General features: G+C 67.2%; 23 protein-coding genes. 14 read left to right on the top strand and 9 right to left on the bottom strand.

What is annotated here, in order from left to right; genetic code table 11:
• The first annotated feature begins 193 nt into the window (after positions 1-193).
• The 3 genes from AB0C34_RS27305 to AB0C34_RS27295 all read left to right on the top strand — a co-directional run bounded on the left by AB0C34_RS27305 (position 194) and on the right by AB0C34_RS27295 (position 2,017).
• A complete protein-coding gene (locus AB0C34_RS27305; RefSeq protein ID WP_357078825.1) occupies positions 194-922 on the top strand; it encodes a rhomboid-like protein in 729 nt (242 codons plus the stop codon).
• A gap of 37 nt (positions 923-959) precedes the next feature.
• Entirely contained in the window at positions 960-1,649 is a 690-nt protein-coding gene (gene nucS, locus AB0C34_RS27300; RefSeq protein WP_357078821.1) for an endonuclease NucS, read from the top strand.
• 62 nt (positions 1,650-1,711) lie between these two features.
• Positions 1,712-2,017 (top strand): ATP/GTP-binding protein, encoded by a 306-nt coding sequence (locus tag AB0C34_RS27295; protein ID WP_357078818.1) that lies wholly within the window; start codon positions 1,712-1,714, stop codon positions 2,015-2,017.
• A 128-nt stretch (positions 2,018-2,145) separates the two neighbouring features.
• On the opposite strand, the gene AB0C34_RS27290 is transcribed toward AB0C34_RS27295, so the two are convergent.
• Positions 2,146-3,147, bottom strand: coding sequence for a hypothetical protein (locus AB0C34_RS27290; protein WP_357078815.1), 1,002 nt, complete (start codon positions 3,145-3,147; stop codon positions 2,146-2,148).
• A gap of 86 nt (positions 3,148-3,233) precedes the next feature.
• Positions 3,234-3,695: a methylmalonyl-CoA epimerase gene (mce, locus tag AB0C34_RS27285; protein WP_357078849.1), complete on the bottom strand. Its 462-nt coding sequence runs from the start codon at positions 3,693-3,695 to the stop codon at positions 3,234-3,236.
• Positions 3,696-3,880: 185 nt separating this feature from the next.
• Here mce and AB0C34_RS27280 point away from each other — a divergent pair, with 185 nt between their 5' ends.
• The 3 genes from AB0C34_RS27280 (at position 3,881) to AB0C34_RS27270 (ending at position 6,692) form a co-directional block, all read left to right on the top strand.
• The gene (locus tag AB0C34_RS27280; RefSeq protein ID WP_357078812.1) at positions 3,881-5,059 is read left to right on the top strand and encodes an acetyl-CoA C-acetyltransferase; all 1,179 of its coding nucleotides are present in this window, start codon (positions 3,881-3,883) and stop codon (positions 5,057-5,059) included.
• A gap of 348 nt (positions 5,060-5,407) precedes the next feature.
• Positions 5,408-5,785, top strand: a complete 378-nt coding sequence (locus tag AB0C34_RS27275; RefSeq protein ID WP_357078846.1) for a DUF3817 domain-containing protein — start codon at positions 5,408-5,410, stop codon at positions 5,783-5,785.
• Between the two features lie 61 nt (positions 5,786-5,846).
• Complete coding sequence (locus tag AB0C34_RS27270; RefSeq protein ID WP_357078843.1) at positions 5,847-6,692, top strand: tetratricopeptide repeat protein; 846 nt, start codon at positions 5,847-5,849, stop codon at positions 6,690-6,692.
• 25 nt (positions 6,693-6,717) lie between these two features.
• On the opposite strand, the gene glgB is transcribed toward AB0C34_RS27270, so the two are convergent.
• The 3 genes from glgB to AB0C34_RS27255 form a co-directional block, all read right to left on the bottom strand.
• Positions 6,718-8,916 carry a 1,4-alpha-glucan branching protein GlgB gene (gene glgB / locus AB0C34_RS27265; RefSeq protein WP_357078809.1) on the bottom strand — a complete coding sequence of 733 codons (2,199 nt, stop codon included), beginning with the start codon at positions 8,914-8,916 and terminating at the stop codon, positions 6,718-6,720.
• A complete protein-coding gene (locus AB0C34_RS27260) occupies positions 8,913-10,916 on the bottom strand; it encodes an alpha-1,4-glucan--maltose-1-phosphate maltosyltransferase (protein WP_357078806.1) in 2,004 nt (667 codons plus the stop codon). Before AB0C34_RS27260 ends, glgB begins: the two co-directional genes overlap by 4 nt.
• 184 nt (positions 10,917-11,100) lie before the next feature.
• Positions 11,101-11,742 carry a LysE family translocator gene (locus tag AB0C34_RS27255; RefSeq protein WP_357078803.1) on the bottom strand — a complete coding sequence of 214 codons (642 nt, stop codon included), beginning with the start codon at positions 11,740-11,742 and terminating at the stop codon, positions 11,101-11,103.
• Between the two features lie 149 nt (positions 11,743-11,891).
• On the opposite strand from AB0C34_RS27255, the gene glgP reads away from it, so the two are divergent.
• The 3 genes from glgP to AB0C34_RS27240 all read left to right on the top strand — a co-directional run bounded on the left by glgP (position 11,892) and on the right by AB0C34_RS27240 (position 16,666).
• On the top strand, positions 11,892-14,465 hold the full coding sequence (gene glgP, locus AB0C34_RS27250) for an alpha-glucan family phosphorylase (RefSeq protein WP_357078800.1): 2,574 nt from the start codon (positions 11,892-11,894) through the stop codon (positions 14,463-14,465).
• Between the two features lie 153 nt (positions 14,466-14,618).
• On the top strand, positions 14,619-15,980 hold the full coding sequence (locus AB0C34_RS27245; protein WP_357078797.1) for an NCS2 family permease: 1,362 nt from the start codon (positions 14,619-14,621) through the stop codon (positions 15,978-15,980).
• A 149-nt stretch (positions 15,981-16,129) separates the two neighbouring features.
• A complete protein-coding gene (locus AB0C34_RS27240; RefSeq protein ID WP_357078794.1) occupies positions 16,130-16,666 on the top strand; it encodes a DoxX family protein in 537 nt (178 codons plus the stop codon).
• Between the two features lie 460 nt (positions 16,667-17,126).
• Here AB0C34_RS27240 and AB0C34_RS27235 read toward each other — a convergent pair whose 3' ends face one another.
• The 4 genes from AB0C34_RS27235 to AB0C34_RS27220 form a co-directional block, all read right to left on the bottom strand.
• Positions 17,127-17,579, bottom strand: a complete 453-nt coding sequence (locus tag AB0C34_RS27235; protein ID WP_357078791.1) for a VOC family protein — start codon at positions 17,577-17,579, stop codon at positions 17,127-17,129.
• 126 nt (positions 17,580-17,705) lie between these two features.
• Positions 17,706-19,751, bottom strand: coding sequence for an ATP-dependent DNA helicase (locus AB0C34_RS27230; RefSeq protein ID WP_357078788.1), 2,046 nt, complete (start codon positions 19,749-19,751; stop codon positions 17,706-17,708).
• 58 nt (positions 19,752-19,809) lie between these two features.
• Positions 19,810-20,376 (bottom strand): isochorismatase family protein, encoded by a 567-nt coding sequence (locus AB0C34_RS27225; RefSeq protein ID WP_357078785.1) that lies wholly within the window; start codon positions 20,374-20,376, stop codon positions 19,810-19,812.
• A gap of 146 nt (positions 20,377-20,522) precedes the next feature.
• Positions 20,523-21,833: a nicotinate phosphoribosyltransferase gene (locus AB0C34_RS27220; protein ID WP_357078782.1), complete on the bottom strand. Its 1,311-nt coding sequence runs from the start codon at positions 21,831-21,833 to the stop codon at positions 20,523-20,525.
• Positions 21,834-21,955: 122 nt separating this feature from the next.
• On the opposite strand from AB0C34_RS27220, the gene clpS reads away from it, so the two are divergent.
• The 5 genes from clpS to AB0C34_RS27195 all read left to right on the top strand — a co-directional run bounded on the left by clpS (position 21,956) and on the right by AB0C34_RS27195 (position 24,888).
• Positions 21,956-22,306: an ATP-dependent Clp protease adapter ClpS gene (gene clpS, locus AB0C34_RS27215; RefSeq protein WP_357078780.1), complete on the top strand. Its 351-nt coding sequence runs from the start codon at positions 21,956-21,958 to the stop codon at positions 22,304-22,306.
• A 22-nt stretch (positions 22,307-22,328) separates the two neighbouring features.
• Positions 22,329-22,898 carry a DUF2017 domain-containing protein gene (locus AB0C34_RS27210; RefSeq protein ID WP_357078840.1) on the top strand — a complete coding sequence of 190 codons (570 nt, stop codon included), beginning with the start codon at positions 22,329-22,331 and terminating at the stop codon, positions 22,896-22,898.
• A 55-nt stretch (positions 22,899-22,953) separates the two neighbouring features.
• Positions 22,954-24,015 carry a P1 family peptidase gene (locus AB0C34_RS27205; RefSeq protein ID WP_357078777.1) on the top strand — a complete coding sequence of 354 codons (1,062 nt, stop codon included), beginning with the start codon at positions 22,954-22,956 and terminating at the stop codon, positions 24,013-24,015.
• Positions 24,016-24,163: 148 nt separating this feature from the next.
• Entirely contained in the window at positions 24,164-24,601 is a 438-nt protein-coding gene (locus AB0C34_RS27200) for a M67 family metallopeptidase (protein WP_357078775.1), read from the top strand.
• Between the two features lie 14 nt (positions 24,602-24,615).
• A complete protein-coding gene (locus AB0C34_RS27195) occupies positions 24,616-24,888 on the top strand; it encodes a MoaD/ThiS family protein (RefSeq protein WP_357078772.1) in 273 nt (90 codons plus the stop codon).
• The last annotated feature ends 3 nt before the right edge of the window (positions 24,889-24,891 follow it).

Here is a 24,891-nt window from a genome sequence, read left to right as displayed (position 1 = left end):
TGTGGGAGAGTAGGACACCGCCGGAACATCCTTCACCGAAGGCCCTCGACACAGTCGAGGGCCTTCGGCATTTCCCCCACACGACAACAGATCACGACAAGCTCACCGGGAAGTGGCAGAGTACGTAGAGCGCGGGCATCGACAATGGAGGACGGCGGCAGATTTCCGTCGACGCGCGACAACGGAGGTACGAATGGTTGTCTCGGCGACGCAGGCTGACCGGATGCCGAGCGATCTCAATGCCTCGACGCGGTCGAGGTGGTGGCAGCGCTTGCCCGCCACGGTCGGATACTTGGCCGGCCTGGTCATTGTCTCAGCGGTCTTCTCGGTGCTGAGTGACTCCGCTCAGACCAAGATGGTTCGCAACGCCAGCACCAACCTGCACAACCTGCTGAACGGCCGGGTCGGGACGCTGCTGTCCAGTGCGTTCGTGATCGGAGATGTCACTGCGGCATCGGTCATCATTCCTCTGCTCGCCTGTCTGCTCGCGCTTGCCGAACTGCGCTTCGGCGCCCTGCGTTTGGTGCGCGTCTTCCTTGCTGGCCACATCGGGGCCACGCTGCTAGTCGCGGCGGGCTTATGGGTGGCGGTGGAAGCCGGGTGGGTGCCCGCGAGTATCGGTTCGGTCGAAGATGTCGGCGTCAGCTACGGGGCGATGGCACTGGTCGGTGCATTGGTCGCGGCTGTGCCGCGCCGGTGGCGCATCCTCTGGGTGACTGTGTGGTTCATCGTCGCCGCGGAGGGGGTGATGATCGGTCAGACCTTCACCCACGTCGGTCATCTGGTGGCGTTCACCATCGGGTCGGCCGTCGGATTCGTCATGATTCGCCGGGTGTCGACCGCGGTGCGCCGGCTCACCCGGGTCGAATCCGCATTGTTTGTGGTAAGCGCGGTCCTCGCGGCCATCCTGCTCATGGGCTGACGACAATCGCGGTCGGGCGCTCGCCTACAGTGCTTGGGTGCGCCTAGTGATTGCTCGCTGTCAGGTCGACTACGTAGGGCGACTCACCGCCCATCTTCCGATGGCCCGTCGGTTGTTGCTGATGAAAGCGGACGGCTCGGTTCTCGTTCACTCCGACGGTGGCTCGTACAAGCCGTTGAACTGGATGAGCCCCCCGTGCCGACTCGAGGAGCGCAATGGTGACGCGCAGCTACCGGACGGAGCGAAGGCGCTGTGGGTCGTCACCAACAAGGCGGGGGAAGAACTCCGTATCACCGTCGAAGATATCGAGCATGACTCTTCGCACGAACTGGGGATCGACCCCGGCCTGGTGAAAGACGGGGTGGAGGCTCATCTTCAAGAACTTCTCGCCGAGCACGTGCAGACTCTCGGGCCAGGCTATACCTTGATTCGGCGCGAGTATATGACGGCGATCGGCCCGGTGGACCTGCTGTGCCGGGACGCGCAGGGCGGTACGGTCGCGGTGGAAATCAAGCGCCGTGGCGAGATCGACGGCGTCGAACAACTCACCCGCTACCTGGAACTGCTCAACCGAGACCCGCTGTTGACTCCCGTCGCAGGGGTGTTCGCCGCCCAGCAGATCAAACCGCAAGCGCGCACTCTCGCCGAGGATCGTGGCATCCGTTGCCTCACACTCGATTACGACGCTCTGCGTGGCACGGAGAGCAACGAATTCCGCCTCTTCTGAACTGTTTCCCCTGACAGCTCGCGGGGTGTGGACCGTTGGCGGCGGCGTAATAGGCTTGTCGCATGCCTCGTCGGAAGCCGCGTTCGGTTCGCCCCGCCGATCGGTCGCGGCTGAGCGGCGCACCGATCGGGGACCTCTTCGGGCAGACCGAGCCGGGCCCGGGCGGCGAGACGTACGTGGTCCGTGCCATCCCCGGCGCCCGCGCGATCAAGATGTATCGGTGCCCCGGCTGCGATCACGAGATCGCGCCCGGGGTCGCGCACATCGTCGCCTGGCCTACCGACGGTGGGGAGGATGACCGCAGGCATTGGCATCGTGGCTGCTGGAACGGTCGCCAGACGCGCAGAATCGTCCGGCGCTGGTCCTGACCCGGTCGCTGATCATCGTTTCGGTCGTACGGGTCGGGCCGGTCCGGGAAATTAGGAAGGCCGCCCCGGCTGGGGCGGCCTTCGGTGAATTCGGTACAGATACTGCCTAATCGCCGGGTGGCGAGATGTCAGTTGCTGATGTCGGCGTTCTCGCGCTCTTCCGCGTCGAACTCGTCTTCCTCGGTACTGACCTCGGGGATCGCCTTCTGACGCGAGCCGGTGACCGACTTGGTGCCGCCACCGATCGACTTGCGCTGATCCGGAACGCCGTCCAGCAGTTCGCTTTCTCGGTTGACCGCGGCGAGCATCGCGGGCACCGAGTCGAGCTGACCGCGGATACCCAGCAGTTGGGCCAGCACGCGACCGCGCAGCACGCGCATCTCCTCGGCCAGTTCTTTCGCGTGCGCGATCTTGCGCTCAGAGGTCTGCGTCGCAGAGGTGATGAGGCGGTTGGCCTCGTCGGTCGCGTCCTTGATCCGCTGTGCGGCCTCGGCGCGGCTGGTGGCCTCCAGCTCTTCCATGGCACGGGTGAGCTTGGTGCGGCGCTCGGCCATGGTGGCTTCGAAGTCCTGCTGGGTGGCCTTGCGCTTGGCGTCGGCTTCCTTGCCGATGCGGTCGGCCTCGGCCTGGGCGGCCTCGATGATCTTGGCGGACTCGGTGCGTGCGTTCGCGAGGGTCTGCTCGAATTCGATTTCGAGCGCTTCGCGCTTCTCCTTGGTCTCCGCCAGCAGCGACTCGTACTTGCCACGCATCTCGGTGGCCTGCTGCTCGGCGATCGACACCATCTCCGCTGCCTCGGCCTGCGCCAGGGCACGTACTTCGGACGCCTCGTCGGAGGCGAGCCGCAGCATGCGAGAAATACGGTCGGACATGCCTTCCGCGGTGGTCGGCGGCACCGAGAGTCGGTCGACCTCCTTGCGGAGCTCGTCGATCTCGTCCCGCGCGTCTTCCAGCTGGCTTGCGAGGTTACGTGCTTGTGCCGCAGCGGCATCGCGGTCGGTGGCGGTGACTCTCAATTCCGCGTCGAAGCGGTCGAAGTAGTTACGCACCTCGTCTTGCGCATAACCCTTGCGCACAACGGTGAAGGGCAGTGCAACGAAGCGATTGCGATCGGACTCGGGTGACGACATGGCACACAAACTACAGCCTTAGTCCACCCGATGGTGACTCGACTGCGAATGTCATTCCAACGAGTTTTCCCGACTTGATCCTGATACTAGTGCGTAACATGCGCGTTCGGTTCGACCAACTCGATCAGCACACCACCAGCATCCTTCGGGTGGATAAAATTGATGCGGGAATCGGCTGTTCCGCGCCGTGGAGCCTCATACAGCAAACGCAACCCCTTGGCGCGCAGGTAGGCGGAGACTGCGTCGATGTCGGTCACGCGGTAGGCCAGTTGTTGTAGTCCCGGGCCACTACGGTCGATGAACTTCGCGATGGTGGATTCCGCGTCGAGCGGAGCCAGCAACTGGATGGCGGTGGCTCGGTCCGGCGCTCCGGGCAGCGAAAGCATCGCCTCATGGATCCCTTGGGCCTCGTTGATCTCGCGATGCGTTTCGATCATGCCCAGGTGTTCGGCGTACCAGGCCGCCGCGATATCCAGATCGGGCACCGCGATGCCGACGTGGTCGACCGCGGTCACGTAGTCCGCGGGGATGAAAGAAGACTGGTCCATACCGTTGCTCACACCTCGAACGTAGCGCCACCTGGCCGGAGTTGCTCGAACGTAGCGCCACCTGGCCGGAGTTGTAGGGGCTGTACCCGCTACCGTTGAGTACATCCACCTGTCGCAGTTCGCGTGCCAAGGCTGTGCAGGCTGTGCAGGTGTCGCAGGTCCGATCTATGAATGCGAGGCTCGTCGTGACCACTTCCGTGATCGTCTCCGGTGCACGTACCCCGGTTGGTCGGCTGCTCGGGGGCCTCAAGGACTTCAGCGGATCCGCTCTGGGCGGCTTGGCCATCAAGGCGGCGCTGGACAAGGGCGGCGTCGCAGCCGAGCAGGTCGACTACGTGATCATGGGACAGGTACTGACCGCGGGCGCGGGGCAGATTCCGGCCCGTCAGGCGGCCGCGGCCGCGGGCATCCCGATGGATGTTCCCGCGCTGACCGTCAACAAGGTGTGCCTATCGGGCATCAACGCGATCGCGCTCGCCGACCAGTTGATCCGGGCCGGCGAGTACGAGATCGTCGTCGCCGGTGGCCAGGAGTCGATGAGCCGGGCGCCGCATCTGCTCGACAAGAGCAGAGAGGGCTTCAAGTACGGCGATGTGACGCTGCGCGACCACATGGCCTACGACGGTCTGCACGACATCTTCACCGACCAGCCGATGGGTGCGCTCACCGAGCAGCGCAACGGGGCCGACCGAATCAGCAGGGAAGACCAGGATGCGTTCGCGGCGGCCTCGCACCAGCGTGCGGCGGCGGCGTGGAAGAACGGTCTCTTCGACGACGAGGTCGTCCCGGTCGCGGTGCCGCAGCGCAAGGGTGATCCGGTACTGGTGACCACCGACGAGGGCATTCGCGCCGACACCACTCCCGAGTCGCTGGCCAAGTTGCGCCCCGCGTTCCGCGCGGACGGCACGATCACCGCGGGCACCGCCTCGCAGATCTCCGACGGCGCCGCCGCTGTCGTGGTGATGAGTAAGGCGAAGGCCGAATCGCTCGGCCTGAGTTGGATCGCCGAGATCGGCGCCGCGGGCGTAGTTGCCGGCCCGGATTCGACGTTGCAGGATCAGCCTGCCAATGCGATCGCCAAAGCCTGCGCGCGCGAGGGTATCGCGCCCGCCGACCTGGATCTGGTGGAGATCAACGAGGCGTTCGCGGCGGTCGGTGTCGCCTCCACTCGCAAGCTGGGAATCGACCCGGCGAAGGTGAATGTCAACGGGGGCGCCATCGCCATCGGCCACCCGCTGGGTATGTCCGGTGCGCGCATCCTGCTGCACCTGGTTCTTGAACTGAAGCGGCGCGGCGGCGGCGTCGGCGCGGCCGCGCTGTGCGGTGGCGGTGGTCAGGGTGACGCGCTGATCGTCCGCGTCTGACCGCGGACAGCTGGTCTGCGTCTCGGTCGTCTGGTCGATCTCGGCGAGTTCCTCGACTGCCCCACCGGGCACCCCCGTGCCGGCCTGCTGAACCACAAACACCCAGTTCCTGCGCACCGACGCAATCACATCGGCCCCACACCCGTTTCCGAGCGTAGCGAGACCGAACATTGTCCGTTCGCGGGCCGGCTCGCGTCCGAGCGGCCGACGCGTCCGCAGCGAAGTCGCCAGCGTCGGTCGCCCGGACGCGAGCCACACGGGGGGCCGCGAACACGCCGCGGCGCAGCCGCGGCCAAACAACACAGCCAAACAACACCGACTACGACAGTGCGTAGTGCATCCGGCACAATGGTGCGCATGGGCAATGTCTTCGACCTCAGCACGGTCGCCAAGCGGTTCCGTTTCATCGCCGTGCTCGAGGCGATCTCCTGGGGCTTCCTGATCATCGGCATGGTATTCAAGCGGCTCCCCGAGCCGGTGCTGTGGCCGGTGAAGGTGTTCGGCATGACGCACGGGATCATTTTCGTGCTGTTCGTGATCGCCGCGATCGTCGCGGCACGCGAACTGGGCTGGAGCGCCAAGACCACCGTTCTCGCGCTGTTGTCCAGCATTCCGCCGTTCTTCACGGTGCTCTTCGAGGTCTGGGCGGTACGCGCCGGCCAGTTGGGCGAACTGAGTGACGCCACGCCCGTCGACTCCGGAGCACCCGCGTCTGTCACGTCGTGACAAACTGGAAGCTGTGACTCGACCAGCCGCACGCCGTCCTTCGCCCGCTGCCGCCGCCGCTATGTCCGGCGCGGTGGATCTGTCCAGCCTGAAGCAGCCCGCCGGGGGCGCGGGCGGCGCGGCGGCCGGCGATTACGCGGTGAACGAGGTCGATTTCGAGACGAAGGTGCTGCGCCGCTCCACGCAGGTTCCGGTCGTCGTCGTGCTGTACTCGCAGCGCAGCCCGGGCAGCATCGAGCTGGTCCGGACGCTGGAACGTCTGGTCGCCGCCGATGGTGGCGCCTGGGAGTTGGCGACCGTCGAGGCCGAGGCCAATATGCGGATCGCGCAGGCGCTACGGGTACAGGGCATCCCCACGGTGATCGCGATCGCCGGCGGCCAGCCGCTGGCCGACTTCGAAGGCGCTCAACCGGAGCCGCAGGTGCGGCAGTGGCTGAAGGCCGTTGTGGACGCGGTCGCGGGCAAGCTCGAGAGCGGCGCGGAGCCGCAGGCCGCCGAGGACCCGCGCTTCACGGCCGCCGAGGAAGCGCTGGAACAGGGCGATTTCGCGGGCGCCGAGGCGGCGTACGAAGCCATTCTCGCTGCCGAGCCGACGAACGAAGAAGCCAAGGCCGCGCTGCGTCAGCTCCGGTTCCTGGCTCGCGCGCAGCAGATCCCGGACTCCGCTATCGCCATCGCGGAGGCCGACTCGACGAACGTCGACGCCGCGCTCGACGCCGCCGACCTCGAACTGTTCGGGCAGCAGCCCGAAGCGGCGTTCGATCGGCTGATCGGTGTGATCAAGCGCACCGCGGGCGACGAACGCGCCAAGGCGCGCACTCGGCTGGTCGAGCTGTTCGAGCTGTTCGATCAGGCCGAACCATTCGTCGTCGCCGCGCGCCGCAAGCTGGCCGCCGCACTGTACTGAGTCCGGCGCTGATCGGCGCGGTGTCCTACTGCGCCGGCACGCGCTCGTCGGGGATCGCGGTCCGCTCGGGTGCGGCGGGGCGCAGCCAGACCGCGCTGTTCGGGGCGAGCGTCACCGTGGCCGACGCCGGACGATCGTGCCACGAGTCGTCGGTGGCCACGACCGCACCCAGGTTGCCGAGACCCGATCCGCCGTAAGGGACCGCGTCGGTGTTGAGGATCTCGATCCAGCGGCCCGGTTGCGGAAGGCCGACCCGGTAGGCCCCGTGCATCACGCCGGAGAAGTTGTAGACGCACGCGATCACAGAACCGTCCGAGCCGTAGCGCAGGAACGCCAGGACGTCGTTCGCGCGATCATCCGCCTCGATCCAGGCGTAACCGCCCGGTGTGGTGTCCTGGCTCCACAGCGCCGGAGAGGCGCGGTAGACCGCGTTGAGATCGGTCACCAGTGCCGCAATGCCTTGGTGCAGGGGGTTGTCCAGTTCGTGCCAGTCCAACCCTCGATCGTGTGACCATTCGCGAAACTGGCCGAAGTCCTGGCCCATGAACAGCAGCTGTTTGCCGGGATGGGCCCACATGTAGGCCAGCAACGCCCGTACCCCACCGGCCTTGGCGAAATCGTCCCCGGGCATCCTGGTCCACAGCGTGCCTTTGCCGTGCACGACCTCGTCGTGGCTGATCGGGAGCATGTAGTTCTCGCTCCAGGCGTATACCAGCGAGAAGGTGATCTCGTTGTGATGCCAACTGCGGTGAATCGGGTCGCGGCCGAGGAACCCGAGGGTGTCGTGCATCCAGCCCATATTCCACTTCATGGTGAAGCCGAGCCCGCCGACGTCGGTGCCGCGCGTGACCCCGGGCCAGGTGGTGGACTCCTCGGCGATGGTTACCACGCCGGGGTGGTGGCGGTACAGGGTGTCGTTGAGGTCCTGCAGGAAGTCGACTGCCTCGAGGTTCTCGCGGCCGCCCTGCGCGTTGGGTTCCCAGTCGCCCTCGCCGCGCGAGTAATCCAGGTAGAGCATGGAGGCGACCGCGTCGACCCGCAGGCCGTCGATATGGAACTGCTCGATCCAGTAGCGCGCATTGGCGACGAGGAAGTTGCGCACTTCGGGTCTGCCGTAGTCGAAAACGTAAGTGCCCCAGTCCAATTGCTCGCCGCGACGTGGGTCGGCGTGCTCGTAGAGCGGGGTGCCGTCGAAGCGAGCCAGCGCCCATTCGTCCCGCGGGAAGTGCGCCGGAACCCAGTCCAACAGCACGCTGACGCCCGCCGCATGCATGCGATCGACGAAGGCGCGGAAGTCGTCCGGGGAGCCGAACCGTGCCGTCGGCGCGTAGTACGACGTGACCTGGTAGCCCCAGGAACCGCCGAACGGATGCTCGGCGATGGGGAGGAGTTCGATGTGGGTAAAACCGGCGGCCCGCACGTATTCGGCCAGTTGGTCGGCCATTTCGCGGTAGCAGAGGCCCGGTCGCCAGGAGCCGAGATGTACCTCGTAGACACTCATCGGCGCGCGGGTCGGATCGGTGGCCGCGCGACGGTCGAGCCAGGCGCGGTCGTGCCAGACGTAATGGCTCTCGCTGACCACCGACGCCGTCGCCGGGGGCAGTTCGGTCGCGAAGGCGAGCGGGTCGGCATGATCGACGGTGCGCCCGTCGGCACCGTGCACGCGATACTTGTATTTCGCGCCGGGGCCGACGCCGGGGACGAATACTTCCCAGATACCGGATGATCCGAGTACGCGCATCGGCGCGGTGTTGCCGCTCCACCCGTCGAAATCGCCGATCACGGTGACGCCACGCGCATTCGGCGCCCATACCGCGAACGACGTACCCTCGACCTCGCCATCGAGCGTGGTGTAGCGGCGTGGGTGCGCGCCGAGTACCTCCCACAGTCGTTCGTGGCGGCCCTCGCCGAGGAGATGCAGGTCGAGTTCACCTACGGTGGGTAGGAAACGGTATCCGTCCGCGCCGAGTACGGTTTGGCCGCCCGGATAGGTGGTGACGATGCGGTAATCCATCAGATCCGGGTATGGCACCACAGCTGCGAACACGCCGTGCCCCACCGAGCTCAACGGATGGTCGATCCCGCCGATACGCGCGGCCACCGCTTCGGCGTGCGGGCGCAGTACCCGGACGGCGGTGCCGTCGTGATGCGGGTGTGCGCCGAGTACGGTGTGCGGGTCGGTATGGGCGCCCGCGGCCAGCAGCAGCAGATCGCGCCGCTTCATCGCAGCGTCCTGCGAAAGGCCAGTTCGGTGCGGGCCTGCTGCGAAACCGGGGGCAAGGTGAGAATGTGCGCGACCGCGTGGGCGGGATCGAGCCGCACGTAATTCGTCTGGGCCCAATGATATTCCTCGCCGCTGACCTCGTCGTATACCACCGGATGGTCATGCCATTCGCGACCGATGGCAGGCAGGTCGAGCGAGAGCATGCCCCATTCGGCGCCGAACGGGTTCAGATTCACCACGACCAGCACGGCGTCGCCGCCAACCGGGTCGATCTTGGAGTAAGCAAGCAGTGCGTCGTTGTCCACGTGATGGAAATGCAGGCAACGCAACTGTTGCAGGGCGGGGTGTGCGCGACGGATCTCGTTGAGCCGGGTAATCCACGGTTCCAGCGATTCCCCCCGCGCGAGCGCCTCGGTGAACGCCCGCGGGCGCAACTCGTACTTCTCCGAGTCGAGATATTCCTCGCTACCCGGTCGCACCGCTTGGTGCTCGAACAGCTCGAAGCCGGAGTAGACGCCCCAGCTCGGTGCCAGGGTGGCGGCAAGCACCGCACGGAGGGCGAACATCCCGGGTCCACCGTGCTGGAGGCTGTCGTGCAGGATGTCCGGGGTGTTGACGAAGAGGTTCGGGCGGGCTTCGTCGGCCTTCGCGGCCAGCTCGTTGCCGAACTCGGTCAATTCCCACTTCGCCACGCGCCAGGTGAAATACGTATAGGACTGGCTGAATCCGCGTCGGGCCAGCCCATAGAGCCGAGCCGGGCGGGTGAACGCCTCGGACAGGAAGATCACGTCGGGATCGGTGCGGCGCACGGTGGTGATCAGCCACTCCCAGAAGTCGGCAGGCTTGGTGTGCGGGTTGTCGACGCGGAAGATCTTGACGCCGAGATCGATCCAGTGCCGGACGACGCGCAGCACCTCGGCGTAGAGGCCGTCGGGGTCATTGTCGAAGTTGACCGGGTAGATGTCCTGGTATTTCTTCGGCGGGTTCTCGGCGTAGGCGATGGTGTCGTCCGGGAGGGTGGTGAACCACGCGGGGTGCGCTCGCACCCATGGATGGTCGGGCGCGCACTGCAGCGCGAGGTCGAGTGCCACTTCGAGGCCGAGCCGTGCTGCCGCCGAGACGAACTCGACGAAATCGGACTCGGTGCCGAGATCGGGGTGCACGGCGTCGTGACCGCCACGTTCCGAGCCGATCGCCCATGGCGAGCCGACGTCGCCCGGCTCGGCGGTGACCGCGTTGTTGCGGCCCTTGCGATTCACCTCACCGATCGGGTGGATCGGTGGCAGATACACCACATCGAATCCCATGGCGGCGATCCGCGGCAGCTCCTTGGCCGCGGTCGCGAAGGTGCCATGGATCGGCGTGCCGGTGGCGTCGCGGCCGCCGGTCGAGCGAGGAAAGAACTCGTACCACGATCCGCAGAGCGCGCGGTGTCGCTCGACCTGCACGGTGTGCTGCGGGCCGCGGGTGACCAGGTCGCGCAGTGGAGTGGTCCGGAGGATCTCGGCGACCTCGTCGGTGAAGGCCGGAGCGACGCGTGCGGGCAGCTGCTCGGCACTGCGCAGTGCCGCCGCGACCGTGCGCAACCGTTCGAACTGCTTCTTCGGCACCGTCTGTGCCGCGCGGTCGAACAGCCGGGCGCCCAGTTCCAGATCGTTGGCCAGGTCGGCCGCACTCTGCCCGACGGCCAACTTGGCTTCCACCGCCGAACGCCACGTGGTGAACGGGTCGCTCCAGCCTTCGATGCGGTAGGTCCAGGCGCCGGGGACATTCGGCGTAAATGTCGCGTTGAACACGTCGGGCTCGTGGTCCGGCGCCATCCTGACCCGGACCGGTCTGGACCCGCCGGGCGCACGGACCACCAGCGTGGCGGCCACGGCATCGTGGCCCTCTCGCCACACCACGGTGCGCACCGGGAAAACCTCGCCGATCACGGCCTTGGCAGGCCGACCGCCTGCGATGGACGGGGCAGTGTCATCGATAGCGATGCGGCCGGTCACGGGACCAACCTACCGGCAGGCGGGCGTGCGGACCGGATGAGTGCGTAGACCAGGCGGATTACCGAACGGTTCGAATATGCCCCCGGCAGCGCCGCACCGTGATGTCCGGGAGTACGCCAGTCGTGCGGGTGCGGCGGCCTCGGCGCGCGGGACGCCCGTTCGACGTGGGAGGCAGACCCATATCTCAGCGCGCGTCGACGGCGAGCCCGAGGCCGAGGGCGACCAGGATCGCGCCGAGCGCGCGTTCGAGCCGCTGTCGGACACCGGTCCTGCGCAGCCAGGCGCCCGCGCGGTCGGCGGCCAGGACCACGCCGACGCACCACACGGTGTCGACGACGAGCTGGATGAGCGCGAGGATCGCGACCGTCGGCAGCACCGGTCCGCTGGACGGAAGGAACTGCGGCAGGATGGTCAACCCGAAGACGGCCGCTTTCGGGTTGGCGGCGATCGACAGCAGCGATGCGCGGAAGGCGGCGCGGGGTGTCCGCCCGGACGGCAGCATTTTCGTCATCGTGCTACCGAACTCGTCGTCCTTTCGCGCACTCCGCCACGACTGGACACCGAGCCAGATCAACACCACTGCTCCGACGACGTGCACCGCGGCATTCATGACTCGGTTCGCGACGAGCAGCACCGAAAGCCCGGCCCCACCCGCGAGTGTCCAGCCGAGCACGCCGATCTCGTTGCCCAGCACCGCCGCCAGCCCCGCTGTGCGGCCATCACGCACGGAGCGCTGAAGGAAGAGGGCAGTTGCCGGACCGGGCAAAGCCGCGAGGATCAGACAGGCCAGAAGGAATTGCGGAAGAACGTGAACCCAGTGCGGCATCAGCTGATGCTGCCAGTTCACTCCGGTACTTGCCAAAGATTTTCTGCGTCTCCGGTCGTGGCGAAGTGACCTGTGGATCTATCGGACGTCTTGCTGGTGTTATGGGTCGTGATCGGTCACCCGGCAGGGAGTTCGGTAGGGTTCGCCGGGTGAAGGCATTGCGTCGTTTCACCGTCCGTGCCCATCTGCCCGAGCGTGTGGCGGCCCTGGGTGAACTCGCTACGAATCTGCGCTGGTCGTGGCATCCGCCGACGCAGGACCTGTTCGCCGAGCTGGATCCGCGGCGGTGGCGGGACATGGGCCACGACCCGGTCCGGATGCTGGGTGAGGTGTCTGCTTCCCGGCTGGATGAGCTGGCTGCCGACGCCGACTTCGTCCGCCGCGTCGACGCCGCTGCCGCGGACCTGCGTGCCTACCTGGCAGCCCCGGGCTGGTTTCAGCGCCGTGCGGGGGAGGGGGACGTCCGCGGGATCGCCTACTTCTCGATGGAGTTCGGCGTCACCGAGGTGCTACCGAACTACTCGGGTGGTCTCGGCATTCTGGCGGGCGACCACCTCAAGGCCGCCTCCGATCTGGGTCTGCCGCTGATCGGTGTCGGATTGCTGTACCGCTCCGGTTATTTTCGCCAGACGCTGTCCGCGGACGGATGGCAGACCGAGCGCTATCCGGCCTTGGATCCGCAGGGTCTTCCGCTGCGTGCGCTCACCTCCGAGGGTTCGCCGGTCCTCATCCATGTGGCCATGCCCGACAACAGGGTGCTGCGAGCCCGGGTATGGATCGCGCAGGTCGGCAGGGTTCCGCTGCTGTTGCTCGACTCGGATATCGCCGAGAACGATCCGGAACTGCGCGCGGTCACCGACCGGCTCTACGGCGGCGATCAGGAGCATCGGATTCGGCAGGAGATCCTGGCTGGCATCGGTGGTGTGCGCGCGGTCCGCGCGTACACGGCCGCGGCCGGACTGCCCGATCCCGACGTCTTTCACATGAACGAAGGTCACGCCGGTTTCCTCGGTGTCGAGCGGATCCGTGAATTCGTCTCCGCGGGAGAGGATTTCGATTCCGCGCTGGCCGCGGTTCGGGCCGGCACCGTGTTCACCACCCACACCCCGGTGCCGGCCGGCATCGATCGGTTCCCGATGCCGATGGTGCGCCGCTATTTCGGCGGTGCACACGGCGAATCCGATTCCGCGCTGCTGCCCGGCCTCTCCGTGGACCGGATCGTGGCGCTCGGTCGCGAGGCCGATCCCTCCGTGTTCAATATGGCGCACATGGGTCTGCGTCTCGCGCAGCGAGCCAACGGTGTTTCGAAACTGCATGGCGAGGTGAGTCGGGCCATGTTCGCCTCGCTGTGGCCGGGATTCGACGCCGCCGAGGTGCCGATCGGGTCGGTCACCAACGGTGTGCACGCCACGACGTGGGCCGCGCGCGAATGGGTCGACAAAGCACGTGAGCACATCGGCGCGGAATTGATCGAGGAGGGGCGCGGGTGGGAACGACTGCGCGATATCGACCTGGGTGAGCTGTGGTCGACGCGGAATATGTTGCGCGCCGACCTGGTTGCCGAAGTTCGCCGCCGGGTGCGCGCGTCCTGGCTGGAGCGCGGTGCCGCGGAGGCCGAACTCGGCTGGGTGAACAGTGTTTTCGATCCGGACGTGCTGACTGTCGGATTCGCGCGCCGGGTGCCGACATACAAGCGACTGACCCTGATGCTGCGTGATCCGCAGCGGCTGCGGGCGCGGCTGCTGGATCCGCAGCGCCCGATGCAGCTGGTCGTCGCAGGCAAGAGCCACCCCGCCGATGACGGCGGCAAGGCACTCATTCAGCAAATCGTTCGCTTCGCCGACGATCCCGAGGTGCGCCACCGGATCGTGTTCCTACCCGACTACGACATGTCGATGGCCCGCTATCTGTACTGGGGTTGCGATGTCTGGCTGAACAACCCGTTGCGCCCGCTGGAGGCGTGCGGTACCTCCGGCATGAAGTCCGCGCTCAACGGCGGGCTCAACCTGTCGATCCGGGATGGCTGGTGGGACGAGATGTACGACGGTGAGAACGGCTGGGCCATCCCGACCGCCGATGGCGTTCGGGACGATCAACGCCGCGACGACTTGGAGGCCGCCGCGCTCTACGACCTGTTCGAGCGCACCGTGGCGCCGCGCTTCTACGATCGCGACCCGTCCGGGATGCCGGTGCGCTGGGTCGAGATGGTCCGCCATACCTTGCAGACCTTGGGTCCGAAAGTATTGGCCTCCCGGATGGTCCGCGACTACGCGGTGGAGTACTACGCGCCCGCCGCCGCGGCCCATCGGCGCGCGACCGGTGCTGATTTCGCCGGCGCGCGCGCCATCGCCGAGTATCGCCGCCGGGCGGAGGCGGCGTGGCCGTCGGTCAAGGTGATCCAGGTGGACAGCGCGGGCCTGCCGGATACGCCGGTGCTCGGGGCGCGGCTGTCGCTGACCGCGCGGATCGAGCTCGGCGGACTGGGTGTCTCGGATGTCTCCGTGCAGGCGGTGCTCGGCCGGGTGTCCGCGGACGATGAGCTGTCCGATGTCAGCACGATCCCGATGACGCACAGCGGTTCCGATGCCGGTGTCGAACTGTTCACCGTCGACACCCCGGTTCCGCTGTCCGGCGCCGTCGGCTATACGGTGCGGATCCTCCCGCACAACGACCTGCTGGCCTGCGACGCCGAACTCGGCCTGGTATCCGCGCCGCACGCGTAGTTTCCGCTTCTCTGGCACTTCGGGACCTGCGCCGAGGGGGCGGGCTTGGGTGGTCTCCACCCCGGGAGGATGGTCCCCTGGAGGGGCCTCGAGTCGGTGAACGTCGGCTACCGTGCCCTGGCACCCCCTTATCATTTTCGACTGGAGATAGCCATGGTCACCGATGTTCTGAACCGGACCCGAGGACGCCTCGACGGGTACTTCGGCGTTCGATCGACCGGGTCGACCGTCAGGCGTGAGTTCATGGCGGGGACGGTCACATTCCTGGCCATGTCCTATGTGCTGGCGGTGAACCCCGCGGTACTCGGCGACCAGGGCGCTCTGGGTGACAAAGGCATTCCCATGCAGGCGGTATTCACCGCTACGGCCGTAGCCGCGGTGTTCGGCAGTCTGGTCATGGGCTTGTGGGCGAACTACCCGATCGCGCTCGCACCGGGTATGGGACTCAACGCGTTCTTCGCGTACTCGGTGGTGCTCGGCATGGGGATTCCGTGGCAGGTGGCGTTGTCGGGCACCTTCCTGTCGGGTCTCGTTTTCTTCGTTCTCGCGGTCACGAAGGTTCGCGAACGCATCCTCGATGCCATTCCGATGCAGTTGAAACTGGCAGTCGGGGCGGGCATCGGGTTGTTCGTCGCATTCCTCGGTCTGAAGAACGCGGGCATCGTGGTGAACAGCGATGCGACATTGGTCGCGCTCGGTGACTTCACCAAGGGCACGACACTGCTGGCGCTATTCGGATTAGTCGTGACCGTGGTGTTCCTCGTGCGGGGCTGGCACGGTGCGGTGCTGTACGGCATCGTGCTGACCGCGCTCGTCGGCATCGTCAGTGGCCTGGTCGAGCTGCCCACCGGGGTGGTCTCCGCGCCCAAGGGGCTCGAGCACACCTTCGGCCAGGCGATCATCCACCTGCCGGACGCGTTCACCGGTCAGCTGGCCATCGTAGTGCTGACCATGCTGTTCGTCGATTTCTTCGACGCCTCCGGCACGTTGATCGGGGTCGCGAACCAAGCCGGGCTGCTGGACAAGAAAGGCAAGCTGCCGCGTGCGGCGAGTGCGCTGGCGGCGGATTCGGTGGGCACGATGGCGGGCGCCGTCGTCGGCACGTCGACCACCACCGCATACGTCGAATCGACGGCGGGCGTCTCGGCGGGCGGCCGCACCGGGCTGACCGCGGTCACCACCGCGGGCTGGTTTCTGGTCGCCATGTTCTGCTACCCGGTTTTCGCGGTGGTGGCGGGTTCCGGCGAGGTGACCGCGCCCGCGTTGATCGTGGTAGGCATCCTGATGGCTCGCGTGCTCGGTCAGATCGACTGGAATCGGCTGGAGTATTCGGTTCCCGCGTTCGTCACCATCGTGATGATGCCGCTGACCTATTCCATCGCCAACGGGCTCGCCATGGGCATGCTCTTCTACCCGGTCGTCATGGTGGCCAGGGGGCGGATCAAGGATGTGCACCCGGCCATGTGGGCACTGATGCTGGTTTTCCTCGGCTATTTCTTCGTCCTCGCGGAATGACGCGCCAGCGCGCCTGAACCATCTCGCCGTCTCGTACGTGGAATATGACGAGAAGGATCGGAAATTCTCTCGCTCGTCGGCAAATCAGACCGCAGTCCGATTTGTCGCGACCTGTCAGGGAACTCGACTTTGCAGGGATGAGGACCACCATGACAACGAAATCCTTATCGGAACACGCCACGAACGACAAACTGGATGACATCTCGACCGATATCGGACTGTTGCTTCTGCGCGTCGTCTTCGGCGGTCTGCTCGCCGCGCACGGCTCGCAAAAACTATTCGGGTGGTTCGACGGGCCGGGCTGGCGGGCCAACGCCGATGGCTTCCATGAGATGGGCTACAACCCGGGGAAGCTGTTCGGGACGATCGCGGGCTTGAGCGAATGCACCGGAGGTGTGCTGCTGCTGCTCGGTCTGCTGACGCCGCTGGCGTCCGCGATCGTGATCGGCACGATGATCAACGCGATCAACGCGTCGTGGAGTGGGGGGCTGCTGACCGGCAAAGGTTATGAGTCCGCGCTGCTGTTCGCGGTGGCCGCCGCGGCGATCGCGTTCACCGGCCCGGGCAAATTCTCACTGGACGCGGGAAATCCGTGGCAGCGTCAGGGATTCGTCTGGGGGGTCGGTGCGATTGTCCTCGCGGTGGTGGCAGGCTTGCTCGCCCTCATCTTGAAGTGGGTGTTCTGAGTCTGGGACACACCCAGGCCTCGGTGTCCTGCGCTCGCCCGCGTGACCCCACCGCAGGCTCGGCCTCACAGACCGAGCCTGCGGCTTTTCGACCGGTGTCCGAACTCGATGACTCAGGCCCCGGCCTCACCGAGCAGACTGCCACTCGGCTCCGACATGTCAAGCGTCGCCGTCGTCCCGACACCCCGGTCCGGGATGCTCGTCGACCCAGGTGGGCTGGAGTAATCTCGGCGATGCCTCGGCCTCCCTCGAGGAGTGCCACGGCCACTTCGGCCCCGGCCTGCACCGGGGCCGAAGTGTTGCGGTCGGGGTTGTACGCCCGGATCCTCCGAGGTCCTCGCCGGTCGACGGGTGCGCAGCCGACATGTTCGTTGTGGGCGAAAACGTTTCGAGCAGTACGCACTGCGTCATCAGACGCCCGTTCCGGCTCGCGACCGCCGCGCTCACTCATCGGACGAACCTACGCGGCGCAGAACTCGTTGCCTTCCGGGTCTTGCATGATCCACCAGTGCCCGGCGGGTCCGTTGTCGATCTCCCGGACGCGGGTTGCTCCCAGCCCTTCCAGCCGGGCCACGAGGGCGTCGAGGTCGCCGTGCTCGCGGTGTACATCGAGGTGCAGCCGGTTCTTGCCCGACTTGTCCTCGGGGACATCTTGGAAGAGCAGTCGCCTCCCCCGACCGACACCGCTGGTCGGGTCGAATGGATCGTCGGGGTGACGGATCGCGGCGTAGCCCCGAAAGGTCTTGCGGCCGTTGCGCTCGACGACCGCGTCTTCGCCGAGCCGGCCGGCGGCCAGTAGTTGCGCGATGAGAACGCTGGGGTCTTCCAGCTCGTACTCCAAGGCGGCGACCCAGAAGTCGGCGAGAGTGGCGGCGTTTCTGCTGTCGATGACCAGTTTCCAATTCAATGCCATCCGAAATCCTTCCGGGTTCGTTGTTCCGCCGGTAGTCGTCTCGACCGTGTCACTTAGCGCGCCACCGAAGTATCGAAAATCAAGCTACTTCCGCATGGAAGCATCGTTTCGTCGGTGCGTTCGGTTTCACAGTGCGGCTGCTGTGAGCCGTCGGAGTGCTTTGACAACGACGTCCGGTTCGGTGGTTTCCCAGTAGGGCGGCAGCGACGCGCGGAGATATCCGCCGTAGCGGGCAGTGGCGAGGCGGGAGTCGAGGATGGCGACGACGCCACGATCATCCACGCTGCGCAACAGGCGTCCGGTGCCTTGCGCGAGCAGCAGCGCCGCGTGATTGGCCGCCACGGTCATGAACCCGTTTCCGCCGCGCAGCTCGACCGCGCGCTGGCGGGCCGCGAGCAGCGGGTCGTCCGGGCGAGGGAACGGGATGCGGTCGAGAATGACCAGGCTCAGCGAAGGGCCGGGCACGTCGACACCCTGCCACAGCGACAGTGTGCCGAACAGTGAGGTCTCCGGATCGTCGGCGAATTTGGCGATCAGCGCGCCCGTCGCGTCGTCGCCCTGACACAGCACGGGGGTGTCCAGTCGCTCGCGCAGCGCGTCGGAGGCGGCCCGTGCGGCGCGCATCGAGGAGAACAAGCCGAGCGTGCGCCCGCCCGCTGCCTCGATCAGCCGTTCGATCTCGTCCAGGTAGGCAGGCGCCAGCCCGTCCCGGCCCGGCGCGGGTAGGTGTTTGGCGACATAGAGGATGCCGGACTTGGCGTGGTCGAACGGTGAGCCGACATCGAGCGAACTCCAGCGGACGGTGTCGGCGTCCGACGGCGCTTCGGCGCCGTTCGCGGTGGCGGCGTCGGTGCGGTTGCCCGACTGGGCGGGCAGGCCCCAGGTGGTCGCGAGCCCGTCGAACGAGCCGCCGATCTGCAAGGTGGCCGAGGTCAGCACGACCGTGGCGGTCCCGAAGAGTCGGCCGCGCAGCAGCCCGCCCACCGACAGCGGCGCCATGCGCAGCGAGCGGCGCACGACACCGCGCGTCTCGTCGGCTGCCAGCCAGATGACGTCGCGACGAGTGGCAGCGTCCGGCTCGTCGAACGCGGTCAGGGCGCGGACCGCGCCGTCGTGTATTTCGTCGATCGCGGACAGCGCCAGATTTCGGGCCGCCGCGTTCTCGGGATCGCCCTGCCCGGTGGTGCCGCCCTGGGGTGCGAGCGCGGTGCGCGCGTTCCACGCGGCGTCGCGAACGAGGGCCAGTACCGGTGCCACCCCGTCGGGCAGGGTGTCCCACCGGGCGGCGGGCAGGTTGTCCAGTAGGTCGTGCCACGCCTCCGCGGCGCCTTCCAGGCGGTCCACCTCTTGCTCGTCGACAAGTTTGGCGCAGCGCCGAGCGGCCGCGCTGATCGCCGCGGCGGCGAGTTCGGCGGTGGCGACGCCGGTGACCCGGTCGACCAGCTCGTGTGCCTCATCGATGACCACCACATCGTGCTCGGGGAGCACCTGGATGCCGCTGATCGCATCGATCGCGAGCAGCGCGTGATTGGTCACGACGACGTCGGACTGCGCCGACTCGGCCCTGGCGCGCTCGGCGAAACAGTCCTGACCGAACGGGCAGCGCGACTTGCCGAGGCATTCCCGTGACGACACGCTGACCTGCCGCCATGCGCGATCACTTACTCCCGGGGCCAACTCGTCCCGGTCACCGGTTTGGGTGTCGGATGCCCATTCGTTGAGTCGCTGCACTTCGCGTCCGAGACGCGAGATCGCGAACGCGTCGAACAGCTCTGCTTCGGCGGGCTCGTCCGGGATCGCGCTGTTGATCTTGTTCAAGCACAGATAGTTATTGCGTCCCTTCAGGATCGCGTACTGCGGCGTCCGCCCGAGGGGCTTACTCAGCGCTTGGGCGAGCCGCGGCAGATCCCGGTCCACCAGCTGGCGTTGCAATGCGATCGTCGCCGTCGACACGACCACTGTGCGTCCGGTGCGGACCGCGTGACGCACACTCGGCACCAGGTACGCCAACGACTTGCCGGTGCCCGTCCCGGCCTGCACGGCGAGATGTTCCCTGGTGTCGATCGCATGGTCCACCGCCGCGGCCATGGTCAGCTGTCCGGCCCGCTCCTTGCCGCCGAGCGCCTGCACGGCGGTGGCCAAAAGATCGGAGACGGGCGGCAGTTCGGGCACGCGAGCAGCCTACTTGGTGCCTCCGACACGGCAGAGCAGTCGGCGAGACCGGACGGTCCTATCCGTTGACGCTTCCTTCGAGATCGATGCCCGCGGTGCGCATACGATCGAGTGCGGCGCGGGTGGTGTCCGGCGCCACCGCCGCGGTGAGATCGAGCAGGACTCGGGTCTCGAAGCCCTCGATCCGCGCATCGAGGGCGGTGGCCCGCACACAGTGGTCGGTGGCGATGCCGACGATGTCGACCGCGTCGATGTCGTGGTTGTGCAGCCAGTCGGCGAGTCCGGTGCCGTCCTCGGCGGCGCCCTCGAACCCGGAGTAGGCCGCGCAGTACGCGCCTTTGGCGAAGATCTGCTGGATGGGCGCGGTGGTCAGCGCGGGGTGGAACTCGGCGCCGGGTGTACCGACCCGGCAGTGCGGCGGCCAGGTGTCGAGGTAGTCGGGCTCGTCGGAGAAGTGCGCACCGGGGTCGACGTGGTAGTCGCGCGTCGCGACGACCGCGCTGTACTGCGTGGCGGCGAGGTGTTCGCTGATCCGCGCTGCCACCGCGGCACCGCCGGTGACGGCGAGCGACCCGCCCTCGCAGAAATCGTTCTGGACGTCGACGATGATCAGGGCTCGGGTCATGGTGACCTCCCGCAGGTGAACTATATGGCCCTTTTCGATTCTGCCGCCAGGTCGAACAACCGGTTCACGCGACGCGCGGGTAATCCGGTGCTGCTCGGGATCGCGCTGGGGCTGTGGCACCGCATCGCCGTCCATCGGCGCTGACCTCAGGCGAAGGTGGTCGCGATCGCGGGCTCGCCGGCGGAGAGCTTCAGGCCTTCCCACGGCAGGCTGATCAGACCGCTCGCGACCAGGTCACGGCTGTCGGCCAGGGTCGCCAACCCGGCCACCTGCTCGCCGCCGCGGACCAACGGCACGAGCAGTTCGCGCGATTCGAGGCCGTCCACCGCCGGCTCCGGTCCGGCCGCCGGGTACACGATCTCCTCGACGATCGTGCCGGTGCCCCGGGCTAATCGAATCGCCTTCTTCGTGCCACCGCGGGACTGCTTGTGACTACTGCGCTTGGCGACCGGCACCCCATCCACCTCGACCAGTTTGTAGACCATTCCCGCCGTCGGCGCGCCCGACCCGGTGACCAGCGCGGTGCCGACCCCGTAGACATCGACCGGTTCGGCGCGCAGCGCGGCGATCGCGTACTCGTCGAGATCACCGGAGACCACGATGCGGGTCTTGGTGGCGCCTAACGCGTCCAGTTGGTCGCGCACCTGCCTGGCCAGCACGCCGAGATCGCCGGAGTCGATCCGCACGCCGCCCAACTCGGGGCCCGCCACCTCGATCGCGGTGGCCACGCCCTTGGTGATGTCGAAGGTGTCCACCAGCAGTGTCGTTCCGATCCCCAGCGCCTCCACCTGGCCGCGGAACGCGGCCGCCTCATGCGCGCCGTCGGCGGCGCTGTGCAGCAAGGTGAAGGCGTGTGCGCTGGTGCCCGCGCCGGGGACCCCGTAGCGGCGTACTGCCTCGAGATTCGAGGTGGCGTCGAATCCGGCCAGGTACGCGGCCCGGGCGCTGGCGGGCGCGGCGAGTTCATGGGTGCGCCGCGAGCCCATCTCGATCATCCTGCGGCCACCGGCCGCGCTCACCATGCGCGCCGCCGCGGAGGCGATGGCGCTGTCGTGGTTGAGGATGGACAGGATCACTGTCTCCAGGACCACGCATTCGGCGAAACTGCCGCGCACCGAGACGATCGGGGAGCCGGGAAAGTAGAGTTCGCCCTCCGCATAGCCGTCGATGTCACCGGTGAATCGGTACTCGTGCAACCAGTCGAGCGTCCGTCGATCCGAGAACGACGCGATGACGGCCAACTCCGCTTCGCCGAAACGGTACTGCCGCACTGCGTCCACCAGCCGGCCGATCCCCCCGACCACACCGTAACGCCGGCCATTTGGCAAACGTCTAGCAAACGCCTCGAAGGTGCACCGCCGATGTGCTGAACCGTCGGCGAGCGCCGCGGCGAGCATGGTCAGTTCGTACTGGTCGGTCAGCAGCGCCGTGCTGGTGATGCCGTCGTGCAGGTCCACGTCGCCACTGTAGACAGGACGATCGGATCGGGTGGCGGGCATCGGGCTGGTGAATCGTGGAATGCGTGAATCAAGGCTGTGTGGGTGTTGTTTATTCGGAGTCGCGTCGTACCCTTGACTTTATGGCCTTGTGCAACATAGTCCGAGGTGACGTCGTCGTGGGCGCTGCGAGCGTGACGTTGTCGGCGGCACAGGCGAGCCCGGAGGCGATCGAATACACCGAGATATTGGAGGCGGAAGACCGTCCCTGGGTGACCGTGGTGTGGGACGACCCGGTCAACCTCATGCACTATGTCGCGTACATTTTCCAAAAGCTGTTCGGCTACAGCAAAGCCAAGGCGACCGAGTTGATGCTGAAGGTGCACAACGAGGGCAAGGCGGTCGTCTCCTCGGGTTCGCGGGACAAGATGGAACACGATGTCCAGCGGCTGCACGCCGCGGGACTCTGGGCCACCATGCAGCGAGATGGCTGACCGGGACGACTACCCTGACGCCGTGCGTAAGTGGAGCAGGAAGAACTCGCTGAGCGGTCTCAAACTGCGTTCCGAGATGGACGCACGGGAGGCCAACGTGCTTCGGTCCTTGGTCGGCGCGGTGACCGGGCTGTTGACCGAACGTGCCGCGTCCGCCCCCGAGGACGATCTCACCGCGCTGACCGGTCTGCGCTCGGGCAACACCTCGCCGCCGGAAGATCCGCGACTACGCAGACTCTTGCCCGACTTCCATCGCAGCGAGCCGGGTTCGCCGGACGCCGACCGCGCCAACCTCAACAGCGCGTTGCGCGGCTTGCACGAGCCGGACATCATCGACGCCAAACTGGCGGCGGGGTCGGTCGTGCTGGACACGGTGCCGACCTCCGGCGGCAGGATCGCGCTCACCCCGGAGCAGGCAGACGCATGGCTGGCCGCGCTCACCGACGTACGGCTCGCGCTCGGCACGGTGCTGGACATCGACGCCGAAACACCCGACCACCTGGACCCGGACGACCCGCGCGCTCCGCACCTGGACGTCTATCACTGGCTGACCTGGATGCAGGACTCGCTGCTGCAAGCACTGGCGCCCTGACTCGGTTCCACACACGCAATCGCTGGCACCTGCGCGACAGTGAGGAGCGGTCAACATGAATGCCGCGGCTGGGCAACGTAATTCGCTGACCGACGTACCGGGACTGTTGGTCGGTCACCACCATGAACTCGACCCCGCCGCCACGCTCAGCACCGGCGCGGCGACCGGTTGCACGGTCGTACGCGCACCGGGCGGGGCCGTCGCGGCGGTCGACGTGCGCGGCGGCGGCCCCGGCACGCGGGAGACCGATCTGCTCGATCCGCGCAACACCGTTCGTCAGGTCGACGCGATCCTGCTGACCGGAGGTAGCGCCTACGGCCTCGCTGCCGCCGACGGCGTGATGCGCTGGTTGGAGGAGCACGGCGACGGCATCGCGCTGGACCCGGCCGACGCGAGCCGGGTGGTGCCGATCGTTCCCGCCGCGGTGATCTTCGATCTTCCGGTCGGCGCGTGGGGCATTCGGCCCACCGCCGAGTTCGGGTATCGGGCGGCCGATGCTGCCGCGGAGGACTTCGCGCGCGGATCGGTCGGCGCGGGTGTCGGCGCACGCGCGGGATCGATCAAAGGCGGCGTGGGCACGGCGAGTGTCGTACTCGGTGCGGGCGCCGCGGCCGGGATCACCGTCGCGGCGTTGATCGTGGCCAATCCGGTTGGTTCGGTTTTCGATCCGCGTACGGGGTTGCCATGGGGGAGCGGCACCGACGGGCCTGGCTATTTCGGATTGCGCCCGCCGACCCCCGAGCAGATAGCGGCGGCCGATGCGCTCCCGGTGAAAGGCACGGTGCTCAACACCACCATCGGCGTCGTGGCCACGGACGCGGCGCTCGACCCCGCAGGGTGCCAGCGGATGGCTGCCACCGCCCACGACGGCTTGGCCAGGGCGATCCGCCCCGCGCATTCCCCCCTCGATGGCGACACGCTCTTCGCGCTCGCCACCGGGACGGCCGAGTCGGCCGCCACCGTCGCGCTCCCGCCCGCCTTCCCCCCGGACCTGCTTGTGCTCGATGAGGTTTGCACGGCGGCCGCGGTCTGTGTCGAACGCGCCATCGTCGACGCGATCCGCTCGGCCCATGCGGTCGCGGGCATCCCGGCCTATCACGACCTGTTCCCAGGCTGACCCGGTCGAACCTCGCCGCGCTCGAAACCCGAGCGGCCGCGCCGAAAGGCAAGAACCGGGGACCGGCCTACGGTGCCCCGGGAATAGCCGAATATTCTGGCTCGTTGTCGACTGCGTCAGGTCGGCGTTGCGGAAAGGTGATCGAGAAGTGCTGGTGATCAGAGTCGACCTCGTGGAGGCGATGGTGGCGCACGCACGGGCCGATCATCCGGACGAGGCGTGCGGCATCATCGCCGGGCCGGAGAACTCGGATCGTCCGGAGCGCTTCATCGCCATGGTCAACGCGGAGCGCTCGCCCACTTTCTACCGCTTCGATTCCGGTGAGCAGTTGAAGGTATGGCGCGAGATGGACGACGCGGACGAGACCCCGGTGGTGATCTACCATTCGCACACCGCCACTGAGGCGTACCCGAGCCGGACCGACGTGTCCTACGCCTCCGAGCCCTTCGCGCACTACGTGCTGATCTCGACTCGCGATCCCGAGCGGCACGAGTTGCGCAGCTACCGGATCGTCGACGGCGAGGTCACCGAGGAGCCGGTACAGATCGTCGACACGTACCACAACCAGACCGCTGCCTTTTCGTGAACCGAGGAGTACCCATGTCGATAACCGTCTCCATCCCGACCATCATGCGTGGTCTCACCGGGGGTGCCAAGCGCGTACAGGCCGAGGGCGCCACGCTCGCCGCGCTGATCGACGACCTCGAGGTCAATCATCCCGGCCTCGCCGAGCGCCTGCTCAAGGACGGCAAGTTGAACCGCTACGTCAATATCTACGTCGACGACGAGGACGTGCGCTTCGCCGGCGGTTTGTCGGCCGAGGTGCCGAAGGAGGCCAGCGTCACCATCCTCCCCGCCGTCGCGGGAGGCTGACCG

The organism is Nocardia sp. NPDC049220, from assembly GCF_040647855.1.
Taxonomy (GTDB): Bacteria; Actinomycetota; Actinomycetes; order Mycobacteriales; family Mycobacteriaceae; genus Nocardia.
This window is presented reverse-complemented; position numbering and strand designations above follow the sequence as displayed.

What these genes read in the sequence shown, in the direction of transcription:
- AB0C34_RS27305 (WP_357078825.1), top strand. Translation starts at nt 194, where the DNA reads ATGGTTGTCTCGGCGACGCAGGCTGACCGGATGCCGAGCGATCTCAAT.
- AB0C34_RS27295 (WP_357078818.1), top strand. Translation starts at nt 1,712, where the DNA reads ATGCCTCGTCGGAAGCCGCGTTCGGTTCGCCCCGCCGATCGGTCGCGG.
- AB0C34_RS27290 (WP_357078815.1), bottom strand. Translation starts at nt 3,147, where the DNA reads ATGTCGTCACCCGAGTCCGATCGCAATCGCTTCGTTGCACTGCCCTTC.
- mce (WP_357078849.1), bottom strand. Translation starts at nt 3,695, where the DNA reads ATGGACCAGTCTTCTTTCATCCCCGCGGACTACGTGACCGCGGTCGAC.
- AB0C34_RS27275 (WP_357078846.1), top strand. Translation starts at nt 5,408, where the DNA reads ATGGTGCGCATGGGCAATGTCTTCGACCTCAGCACGGTCGCCAAGCGG.
- AB0C34_RS27270 (WP_357078843.1), top strand. Translation starts at nt 5,847, where the DNA reads ATGTCCGGCGCGGTGGATCTGTCCAGCCTGAAGCAGCCCGCCGGGGGC.
- glgB (WP_357078809.1), bottom strand. Translation starts at nt 8,916, where the DNA reads ATGAAGCGGCGCGATCTGCTGCTGCTGGCCGCGGGCGCCCATACCGAC.
- AB0C34_RS27255 (WP_357078803.1), bottom strand. Translation starts at nt 11,742, where the DNA reads ATGCCGCACTGGGTTCACGTTCTTCCGCAATTCCTTCTGGCCTGTCTG.
- AB0C34_RS27245 (WP_357078797.1), top strand. Translation starts at nt 14,619, where the DNA reads ATGGTCACCGATGTTCTGAACCGGACCCGAGGACGCCTCGACGGGTAC.
- AB0C34_RS27240 (WP_357078794.1), top strand. Translation starts at nt 16,130, where the DNA reads ATGACAACGAAATCCTTATCGGAACACGCCACGAACGACAAACTGGAT.
- AB0C34_RS27235 (WP_357078791.1), bottom strand. Translation starts at nt 17,579, where the DNA reads ATGGCATTGAATTGGAAACTGGTCATCGACAGCAGAAACGCCGCCACT.
- AB0C34_RS27225 (WP_357078785.1), bottom strand. Translation starts at nt 20,376, where the DNA reads ATGACCCGAGCCCTGATCATCGTCGACGTCCAGAACGATTTCTGCGAG.
- clpS (WP_357078780.1), top strand. Translation starts at nt 21,956, where the DNA reads ATGGCCTTGTGCAACATAGTCCGAGGTGACGTCGTCGTGGGCGCTGCG.
- AB0C34_RS27205 (WP_357078777.1), top strand. Translation starts at nt 22,954, where the DNA reads ATGAATGCCGCGGCTGGGCAACGTAATTCGCTGACCGACGTACCGGGA.
- AB0C34_RS27195 (WP_357078772.1), top strand. Translation starts at nt 24,616, where the DNA reads ATGTCGATAACCGTCTCCATCCCGACCATCATGCGTGGTCTCACCGGG.